General features: G+C 70.8%; 7 protein-coding genes. 1 reads left to right on the top strand and 6 read right to left on the bottom strand.

Annotated elements, in window-relative coordinates; all coding sequences use genetic code 11:
- Positions 1-65: 65 nt before the first annotated feature.
- Entirely contained in the window at positions 66-1,922 is a 1,857-nt protein-coding gene (gene nhaA, locus LB823_RS14005; RefSeq protein ID WP_224647842.1) for a Na+/H+ antiporter NhaA, read from the bottom strand.
- A gap of 100 nt (positions 1,923-2,022) precedes the next feature.
- Positions 2,023-2,277, bottom strand: coding sequence for an antitoxin (locus LB823_RS14010; RefSeq protein ID WP_224647843.1), 255 nt, complete (start codon positions 2,275-2,277; stop codon positions 2,023-2,025).
- A gap of 333 nt (positions 2,278-2,610) precedes the next feature.
- Here LB823_RS14010 and LB823_RS14015 point away from each other — a divergent pair, with 333 nt between their 5' ends.
- The gene (locus tag LB823_RS14015) at positions 2,611-4,644 is read left to right on the top strand and encodes an HNH endonuclease signature motif containing protein (RefSeq protein WP_224647844.1); all 2,034 of its coding nucleotides are present in this window, start codon (positions 2,611-2,613) and stop codon (positions 4,642-4,644) included.
- Positions 4,645-4,657: 13 nt separating this feature from the next.
- On the opposite strand, the gene LB823_RS14020 is transcribed toward LB823_RS14015, so the two are convergent.
- From LB823_RS14020 to LB823_RS14035, 4 genes are all read right to left on the bottom strand, one after another.
- On the bottom strand, positions 4,658-5,761 hold the full coding sequence (locus LB823_RS14020; RefSeq protein ID WP_224647845.1) for a substrate-binding domain-containing protein: 1,104 nt from the start codon (positions 5,759-5,761) through the stop codon (positions 4,658-4,660).
- Between the two features lie 10 nt (positions 5,762-5,771).
- A complete protein-coding gene (locus tag LB823_RS14025; protein ID WP_224647846.1) occupies positions 5,772-6,590 on the bottom strand; it encodes a spermidine synthase in 819 nt (272 codons plus the stop codon).
- Between the two features lie 44 nt (positions 6,591-6,634).
- Positions 6,635-8,836 carry a malate synthase G gene (locus LB823_RS14030; RefSeq protein WP_224647847.1) on the bottom strand — a complete coding sequence of 734 codons (2,202 nt, stop codon included), beginning with the start codon at positions 8,834-8,836 and terminating at the stop codon, positions 6,635-6,637.
- Positions 8,837-8,877: 41 nt separating this feature from the next.
- Positions 8,878-9,467: ATP-binding cassette domain-containing protein (locus LB823_RS14035; RefSeq protein ID WP_224647848.1), on the bottom strand; the 590-nt coding region annotated here is incomplete at its 5' end.

A 9,467-nucleotide genomic window follows, 5' to 3' on the forward strand; every position in this document is an offset into this window, starting at 1 on the left:
TCCCGTCGGCACCGGTGCGTCCGGACGCGGGGCTTGTCGATCCGCGCGCTGACCGAGAACCGTGGTCAGGACCGCCGGCGCGTGGCGGAGGCCAGCTCGGTCGACTCGAGCGCCGCGATCAAGGTGCGCGCGTCGTGCGGGCCGCGGTGCCGGACCCCGTTGAGGAAGAAGGTCGGGGTGCCGCGGGCACCGCTGTCGTGCGCGCTGCGCTGATGGCGCCGGATCAGCTCGGCGAGCTCGGGGTCGGCGACGGCGGCGTCGTACTGGTCCAGGTCCAGGCCGATCTCCTCGGCGTACCGTCGGAGGTCCTCGGCTTCCTGACGGTCCTGGTGCGTGAACAGCATGTCGTGCATGTGCCAGAAGGCGCCCTGCTGGGCGGCCGCCTCGGCCGCGATCGCCGCGCGGAAGGCGTGCGGGTGCACGTCCTCGAGGGGCAGGTGGCGCACCACGTACCGGATGTCGTCTCCGAAGTGCTCCTGAAGGTCCCGGCCCATACCGGTGGCGCGGGCGCAGAAGGGGCACTCGAAGTCGAGGTACTCGACCACGGTGTACGGGGCGTCGGGCTCACCGATCGCGTGGTCGCCGCCGTGCACCGCGGGCTCCAGCGTCACGGGCAGGTCGGCCGAGGTCTCGCCCCACCGCACCCGCGCGATCCGGAACACCGCCCAGCCCAGGAGCAGGGAGAGCACCATCGCGATCAGGACACCGACGGTGGCCGCCTGGGCCTGCCGTTCGTCGTCGAAGGCGAGCGAGATGATCAGCAGGGCCATCGTGAAGCCGATCCCGGACAGTGCCGCGCCGCCGAGGACACTGCCCCGTCCGACACCGTCGGGCAGCTTCCCGAGCCCGAAGCGCACCGAGAGCCACGTGCCCGCCGAGATGCCGACGAACTTGCCCAGCACGAGGCCCGCGACCACGGCCCACGTGATGGGCGAGCGCAGTGCGTCGCCGAGGCCGTCGCCGCGGAGGTCGATGCCCGCGTTGGCGAGGGCGAAGATCGGCACCACGACCAGTGACACCACGCCGCGCAGCGACTCGTGCATCCGTTCGTTGACGGAGATGGAGCGACGCACGCCGCTCGTCACGATCCGCGCCGCGCCGGCGGCGGGAGCCTGCCAGTAGTCGCGGAAGACGTGCTTGGCCGCCACGACGTCCGCCCGGTCCGGGTTCGCCGACGGGATCATGAGTCCGGCGGCCATCCCGATGAGGGAGGGGTGCACGCCGGACTTGATCGTCGCCGCCCAGATGACCACGATCAGCAGGACGTACGGGCCGCTGCGCCACTGCCCGCTGCGCCCGACGAGCCACAGGAGGACGAGGCCCGCGAGCGCGATGCCCAGGGCGGTGAGGTTCAGGTCCTCGGTGTAGACGGTGCCGATGATCGCGACGGCGAGGAAGTCGTCGACGACGGTGAGCGTCAGCAGGAAGACCCGCAGCTGGCTGGACATCCGCGGGCCGAGGATCGCGAGCATGCCGAGGAGGAAGGCGGTGTCGGTGCCCACGACGACGCCCCACCCCGCCGGTGCGGTGCCGCCGGCGATGGCGAGGTAGATCAGCGCGGGGAGCGCGACTCCGGCGAGGCCGGCGATCAGTGGGACCATCGCTCTGCTGCGGTCCTGGAGCGAACCCACGGCGAACTCCTGCCGGACTTCCAGGCCGATGAGGAAGAAGAACACGACCATCAGGCCGTCGTTGATCCAGTGGTGCAGGTTCATGTCGAACCGCAGGTCGCCGATGTCCACGCTGATCGGCGTCTCCCACAGGTGGAAGTAGTCGTCGGAGAGCGGCGAGTTCGCCCACAGGAGCGCGATCAGTGAGACGGCGACCAGCAGCAGGGCGCTTCCGGACTCGGTGCGCAGCTTCTCGACCGCCGTGTCGGCCCACGCACTCAGCCGACGGTCCGGCACATCGGGAGTGGACATGTCGGACACCCTACGGCGGAACCCGTGTCACGGCCCGTCGGTCCCGCGACGCGAGCGTGCCCACCTCCCTCGGGAGGTGGGCACGCGTCGTCGATCGGAGTCAGCCCTGGGGCGGCGTGCCGGGAGTGGCCTCGCCGCCCGCGGGCGGGGTGGTGCCGCCGGCGGGCGGCGTCGTACCGCCGGCGGGCGGATTGGCACCGCCGGTCACGTCCTTGACCTTGTTCACCGCCTGGTCGATCTTGTCCTCGTGGCCGGCGAACTTGCCCTTCGCCGCACTGCCCGCCTTGTCGATCACCTTGTTGACCTGGTCGGGGTTCTTGCCGAGCAGGTCCTTGATCTTGTCGAGAAGCGCCATGATGCAACCTTCCGATGGACTCGTCCGCTGACCGCCGTCGCCTCTGCTTCACCGCGACAGCCGCGGCTGTGTTCCTCGTTCACCGTATCCGAGATCGGGGGTGCCGCCGAGGTCTCGATCGCTCCGATTCCAGACGATGGGGCCCATATGTGGCGAAACCGTGCTCGCGTGCCGGCGTGCTCGGAGACCTCCATGCGGCTTGGTGCCCGCCCGTGGCGGACTCCGGGTGGCGCGCGCGGCGAGCTCGAGCGGCGGTACTGCCGACCGGCCATCCGTTCGAACAAGATTCGAGCAAGTATGGCGTGATCGTTCGAACGAGCGTAGAATCGAAGAATGACGATGCCGGCCGGGTTGAGCACTCTACCTGGGGAAATGATTCCCTCGGGGCTCCTCTGTGCGGGTGGTCAGGAGTGTGCGGTCGCGGAGGTGTTGTTCGAACAACGTCGGTCTGAGAGCATCGCGTACTGCCGGACGATGACGGCCGTGTACGCCCTGCATCGGGTGATGTACGCCGACGACGAGGCGGAATACTTGGCCCGGCCGGGGGACTTCGCGGAGGCGCTGGAGGCCCGACGGAGCCTCACTGCGGCAGGTGTGGCGTTGGAGGCGCAGGTCTCGACGCTGCTGCGGTTGGGGTCGACGGCCGCGCGGATCGCGATCGAGACGGCGATCGGCCTCGTGGAGCGGTTGCCCAAGGTGTTCGCGTTGATCGGGGAGAACGTGATCTCGCCGAAGGCGGGGGAGGCGGCGCTGCATCGGTCCCGGGCGCTCGACGGGGTGCAGGTGCGCCGGTTCGACGAACTTCTCGCCGACCGGCTGACGGTGGACTACGAGGTGCTCTCACTCCCCGCGTTGCGGGAGGCTGCCGACCTGATCGTCGATCAGATCGATGCGGAGGCGGCCGAACGGCGGCGCCGCGCGGCGATCGAGGACCGGAGGGTGAGCTTCCGTCCCGAGCAGGACGGCATGGCCGCGGTGTTCGCCCTCATGCCGGCTGAGGACGTACGCGAGGTGGAGGCGCGGGTCGACCACATCGCGGGCACCGTGTGCGACGCCGATCCGCGGACGCCGGCACAGCGCCGCGCCGACGGCTGGGTCCAGCTCACCCGGGGATACAGCACCCTCGGCTGCGAATGCGAGACGCCCGATTGTCGTTATCGCGAGGCGCGTTTCCACGGCGAGCCGGACGCGGACGGCGTGATCACCCGGTTCGTGACGTTGATCAACGTGGTGATCAACGAGCGTGACCTCTCTGCGCCGGACGGCGATTCCGATCATGGGGCGGCGCTCGTTACCGATGCGCGAGGTGGCTTCGGGTATCTGGTCGGGCACGGTCCGATCACCGGCGACCACGCGCGCGAACTCGCTGCTCGCGAGGACGCGAGGATCCGCCCCTTCGGCCAACGGATCGATGAATCGGCGATCGCGGAGCAACTGCCACCAGGACCGACGGAGCGCGAGCGAACCTCTGTTCCCGCATCGGGCTTCGACGGCCCGCGCGGGACATTGGACTTCGCGGCAGTCTGGGCGGACATCGTCGTTCGGCTCGAAGGTCATTCGGGCCCGGGCGAGGGTGGCGGGGTCTGGTTCGGTGGATGTCCGCCCGACGATCTGCCGCCCGACTGCCCGCCACCGGACGGTCCGCCACCCCCTCCGCGCCGCGATGACGATCCCGATGACGACCCCGATCCACAGGGTGCGCCGCCGGACCCCGGTGTGGGCGTCGACGTCGACGCTCGCGATGCAGGTGGTGCCCGTGCAGTGGCGTCAGCGCGGGGGAGCAGCGGGTATCGGCCGTCGGCGGATCTGCGGCGGTACCTGCGGCTGGTGTTCCCGCGGTGCGTGTTTCCCTACTGCACCCGTCCCGCGACGCGGGCGCAGGTCGACCATCGGCGCGAGTACGACCACCGCGACCCGGAGCTGGGTGGCGCTACCTCGGCGGATCAGCTGCAGCCGCTGTGCACCGCACACCATCAGCTCAAGACCGCGGGTGAGTGGATCGACGCGCGCCTGCCCGACGGCCGGATCCTGTGGACCTCGGCGGACGGGCGTCGCTACATCGTCGATCCGAGTGGCACCGTCCTCGCACTGTTCCCCGACCTAAAGCGGGTGCGCTGGACCCTGCCCGATAGCGCCGAAGAATCGAAACGCCGAGAACAGGCCCCACCGCCGGGAGGACGGACGCGCCTCCAGCGCGAACACGCGCGCCGCGAGCGCCTACGGCAGCGCAACGTCGCCGCGATGGAGGCGGACCTCGCCCTCGCGAACACGCCCGTCAGCACGGTCGAGGAGCACCTCGCCGCCGCGATCGGCGAGCCCACGTCGCCGAGCCGGACCCCGTCGTTCGACGGCCCGCCACCCTTCTGATCTCGCTGCCCGGCTACCGCCGGTTCAGGGTGTCCGCAAGGGAGATGACGGCGACGTTCGACGCGGGGGCGAGGGGCTCGACGGTGCCGAACTCGACCGATGGGGTCTTGGCCGGCGCGGGCTCGCCGACGACCCGGAATCCGGCCTCGGCCAGCGGCTTCGCGTTGCCGCCCTGGGTGAGGAAGGCGACGAAGTCGGCGGCGGCGCGATCGTGCGCGTCGGTCGTGTCCTCGCGGTCGAGAACGGCCGCGGGGTACGTCGCCGAGGCGGTCGGGCCCGACGGGTACACCGCGACCGGGGCGGCGTTGCCGCGACCCCGCGCGAACGCGGCGAGCTGCTGCTCGGTGACCGGCACGGCACGCACCGCATCGCCCGGCTTGGTCAGCGCGTCGAGGGCGGCGCCGGCGGTGGTGGACTTCGGCGCGTCCTTCGCCCACCGGGCGAGCGAGCCGGTGACCACCGGGCTCTTCGCGGCCTCGTCGGACAGAGCGGCGCCCGCGGTGCGGGCGACGGCGGCGGCGACGGACTGCGCGGCGAGGTACGTCCCGTCGGCCTCGGCCCCCGTCGGCAGCGCGATCCGGAGCTGCTCCTGGCGGGCGGAGAGATCGAGCCAGCGGACACCGTCGAAGGCCGAGCGCGCCGACCCGCGCACGGCGAGCACCACCGGCGACGTGGCGATCGACGTGGGCTGCCCGGACAGCTCCGCCGGCTTGGCGGCCGCGAGCCGCGCCGTCCACTGCGTGCTCTCGGGGATCCACAGCGACGGCGCGGGGCCCAGCTTCGGATCCCAGGTTCCCGTCAGCGCGTCCAGCGCCACGGGGGAGTCGATCCCCGACACTTCGATCTTCGGGCAGTAGTCCGCCGAGACGGCGCCGCTCGCGTTGAAGCTCTCCGCGACCCGGCGGAGCGGGCCGACCAGGGCGGGGGCCGCCGCGACCTGGACCGCGAGGTCGCCGCGCACGCACGAGGCCGCCGCGTCGCGGCCCTCCTGCTCCGATCGCCCCGACAGCCACACCATCGCGGCCGCCACGGCGGCGATCACGACGACGACGACCACCGCGGCGATCAGCCAGCGCGCGACGCCACGGGAACCGGTTCCAGAACGATGTGATCCCATCGAGAGCAACCTACCCGAAGAGCCCGCGCGGTGGCATAGGAGACTCCTGTGCGTTCGCGCTGGTGAAAGGCTTCGCCCCGGCGACGAACCGGGCCGCCTCGGCGCCCGCCAGCAGGGTTCCCGGGAACGGATCGCCGGCCAGGCGGCGCCCCAGACCGCGTTCCAGCAGATCCGGCACGGCACCCGCCACCAGTACGAGGTTCCCGAATCGGCGGCCCTTCAGCACCGCCGGCTCGGCCGCGATCGCCACGGAGCCATCGGTAGGCCCGCCGAAGACCTCGGCGACGGTCGCGGTTACGGATCTGGCGAAGGCGAGCGGCGCACCGTCGGCGATGTTGAGCGCGACCACCGCGCCGGGGCCGAGCAAGGGGACGAGCGACGCGAAGAATTCGCGCGTGGTGAGAGCCGCCGGGGTGCGGGCCCCGGCGAAGACGTCCAGGACCAGCAGATCGACGGTGCCGAGCATGCCCGGGGGCAGCGCGGTGGCGGCGACCGCGGCGTCGGCGCAGCGGATCTTGATCTGCTCGCGCTTGGGCAGCGGCGCGGCGGCGCGCACCGCGTCGATCAGCGCGCGATCGTTCTCCAGCACCTGCTGGCGCGAACCGGGGCGGGTGGCGGCGACGTAGCGGGGCAGCGTGAAGCCGCCGCCGCCCAGGTGGACGGCGGTGATGGCCTCGCCGGTCGGGCGCACCAGGTCCACGACGTGCCCGATGCGCCGGACGTACTCGAAGACGAGGTTCGTCGGGTCGCCGGTGTCGATGTAGCTCTGCGGCGTCCCGTCGAGGAGCACCGTGAACGCACCGGGCCGGTCGCGATCGGCTTCGATCACGACCGGCCCAGAGTCCGGCACAGCGTCGGTCTCGGCTGCGCTGCTCAGCTGTTCGCGGCCTTGAACTCGCGGCGACGCGCGTGCAGGATCGGCTCGGTGTAGCCGTTCGGCTGCGTGCCGCCCAGCAGGACCAGGTCCTTCGCCGCCTGGAAGGCGATGTTGGTGTCGAAGTCCGGCGCGAGCGGGCGGTACGTCGGATCGCCGGCGTTCTGCTGGTCGACGACCGGAGCCATGCGCTTGAGCGCCTCGATGACCTCGGCCTCGGTGACGACGCCGTGGCGCAGCCAGTTCGCGAGCAGCTGCGAGGAGATGCGCAGGGTCGCGCGGTCCTCCATGAGGGCCACGTCGTGGATGTCCGGCACCTTCGAGCAGCCGACGCCCGCGTCGATCCAGCGGACGACGTAGCCGAGGATCGACTGGGCGCTCTCGTCGAGCTCCTCGCGCTTCTCCTCCTCCGACCAGTTCGCGTTCGGCGCGAGCGGGATGGTGAGGATGTCGTCGACCGACGCGGGATCGCGCTTGGCGATCTCGTTCTGCACCTCGAACACGTCCACCAGGTGGTAGTGCAGGGCGTGCAGGGTCGCGGCGGTGGGCGAGGGCACCCACGCGGTGGTCGCGCCGGCCTTGGGCTGGGCGATCTTCTGCTCGAGCATCGCGGCCATCAGGTCGGGCATGGCCCACATGCCCTTGCCGACCTGCGCCTTGTGCTGCAGGCCCGCGTGCAGGCCGATGTCGACGTTGCTGTCCTCGTACGCGGGGTACCAGGTCTGGCCCTTGAGCTGGCCCTTGCGGACGATCGGACCCGCGACCATCGACGTGTGGATCTCGTCGCCGGTGCGGTCCAGGAAACCGGTGTTGATGAACACGACGCGGTCGTTCGCGGCGGCGATCGCGGCCTTGAGGTTCACCGACGTGCGGCGCTCCTCGTCCATGATGCCGACCTTGAGGGTGAGCGCGGGCAGGCCCAGCAGCTGCTCGACGCGGGCGAAGATCTCCGCGGCGAAGGCCACCTCGTCGGGGCCGTGCATCTTCGGCTTCACGATGTACACCGAGCCGGTGCGCGAGTTGCGGATGTCGCCCGAGAGGCCGTGGATCGCGATGAGCGAGGTGACGATGCCGTCGAGGATGCCCTCGCCGATCTCCTCGCCGTTCAGGAGGATCGCGTCGGTGGTCATCAGGTGGCCCACGTTGCGGACGAACAGCAGCGAGCGGCCGTGCAGCACCAGCTCGGAGCCGTCGACGGCGGTGTAGACGCGGTCCGGGTTCAGCGTGCGGGTGAAGGTCTTGCCGCCCTTGCTGACCTCCTCCGCGAGGTCGCCCTTGTTCAGGCCCAGCCAGTTGCGGTAGCCCACGACCTTGTCGTCGGCGTCGACGGCCGCGACCGAGTCCTCGAAGTCCATGATCGTGGTGACCGCGGACTCGACGAGCACGTCCTTGACGCCCGCGCGATCGGTCGAGCCGATCGGGGAGGCGGCGTCGATCTGGATCTCCAGGTGGAGGCCGTTGTGGCGCAGCAGGATGCCCGACGGGGCGTCCTTCTCGCCGGTGTAGCCCACGAAGGCCGCCGGGTCCGCCAGGCAGACCGAGGCGTCCTCGCTGGAGCCCGACGCGCCCTTGACGGTGGCCAGCAGCTCGGTGCCGTTGATGCGGTACTCGACGACGTCGGCGTGCGAGCCGGACTCGAGCGGCACGGCCTTGTCCAGGAAGTCCTTGGCGAAGGCGATCACCTTGTCGCCGCGCACCTTGTTGTAGCCGGGCTTGCCGCCGGGCGCCTTCTCGGCGCCGTCGGCCTCGGAGATGGCGTCCGTGCCGTAGAGGGCGTCGTACAGCGAGCCCCAGCGGGCGTTCGCGGCGTTGATCGCGAAGCGGGCGTTGAGGATCGGGACCACCAGCTGCGGGCCGGCGGTCGAGGTGATCTCGGTGTCCACGTTCGCGGTGGTGATCTCGCGGTCCTCGGGGACCGGCACCAGGTAGCCGATGTCGGTGAGGAACTGCTTGTACGCGGGGAAGTCGGTGATCTCGCCCGGAGCGGCGGCGTGGTAGGCGTCGATCTTCGCCTGCAGCTCGTCACGGGTGGCCAATAGCGCGCGGTTCTTCGGGACCAGGTCGCCGATCAGCTGCGCGGCGCCCGCCCAGAAGGCGGTCTGGTCTATACCGGTGCCCGGAAGTGCCTCGTTGTTGATGAAGTCGTAGAGGACCGTTGCGACCTCGAGGCCTGCGACGGATGTCCGGGCGGTGTCAACCATGGTTGTACTTCAACCCCTTCGTAGCTACTGATAGGTAGGGATCAGGTTACTCCGCGCGCGATCGCCGCCGACGCCGGGACCACCTGGCCGAAGTCCAGTTTCACGAGCTGGTCCGCGCGGTCGAAGTACCGGTCGTCGTGGGTGATCACGACCACCGTCTTCCCGCGCGCCTTCAGGTCGGCGATGATCCGGTCGTAGAAGACCGCGCGGAAGCGGGGGTCCTGGTCGGCGGCCCATTCGTCGAACAGGTACACCGGCCGGTCCTCGAGCAGCGCGGTCAGCAGAGCGAGCCGCTTGCGCTGCCCCGTCGAGAGGGCGAGCGTCGAGAGCTTCCCGTCCTGCACCGTGACGGCGTGCGCCAGCTCCAGGTCGTGCAGCAGCCCGCGGACCCGGTCGTCCAGGTCGTCGGCCGCCAGGCCGAGGTAGTCGTCGAACAGGTGGAAGTCCGAGAAGACCGCGGTGGTGTGCTGCCGGAACCACTCCAGGTTCTGCGGGCCGATCGGCTCGCCGCCGGCGCGGATCTCGCCGATCCGCGGCGCGTACAGCCCACAGATCAGCTTTGCCAGCGTCGACTTGCCGCTGCCGTTGCCGCCGACCACGAACGTCACCTCGCCGGGGCGCAGCGTCAGGT

It is taken from the genome of Tsukamurella sp. M9C, assembly GCF_020169415.1.
In the GTDB taxonomy this organism is placed as follows: domain Bacteria; phylum Actinomycetota; class Actinomycetes; order Mycobacteriales; family Mycobacteriaceae; genus Tsukamurella.

What these genes read in the sequence shown, in the direction of transcription:
- nhaA (WP_224647842.1), bottom strand. Translation starts at nt 1,922, where the DNA reads ATGTCCACTCCCGATGTGCCGGACCGTCGGCTGAGTGCGTGGGCCGAC.
- LB823_RS14010 (WP_224647843.1), bottom strand. Translation starts at nt 2,277, where the DNA reads ATGGCGCTTCTCGACAAGATCAAGGACCTGCTCGGCAAGAACCCCGAC.
- LB823_RS14015 (WP_224647844.1), top strand. Translation starts at nt 2,611, where the DNA reads ATGACGATGCCGGCCGGGTTGAGCACTCTACCTGGGGAAATGATTCCC.
- LB823_RS14020 (WP_224647845.1), bottom strand. Translation starts at nt 5,761, where the DNA reads ATGGGATCACATCGTTCTGGAACCGGTTCCCGTGGCGTCGCGCGCTGG.
- LB823_RS14030 (WP_224647847.1), bottom strand. Translation starts at nt 8,836, where the DNA reads ATGGTTGACACCGCCCGGACATCCGTCGCAGGCCTCGAGGTCGCAACG.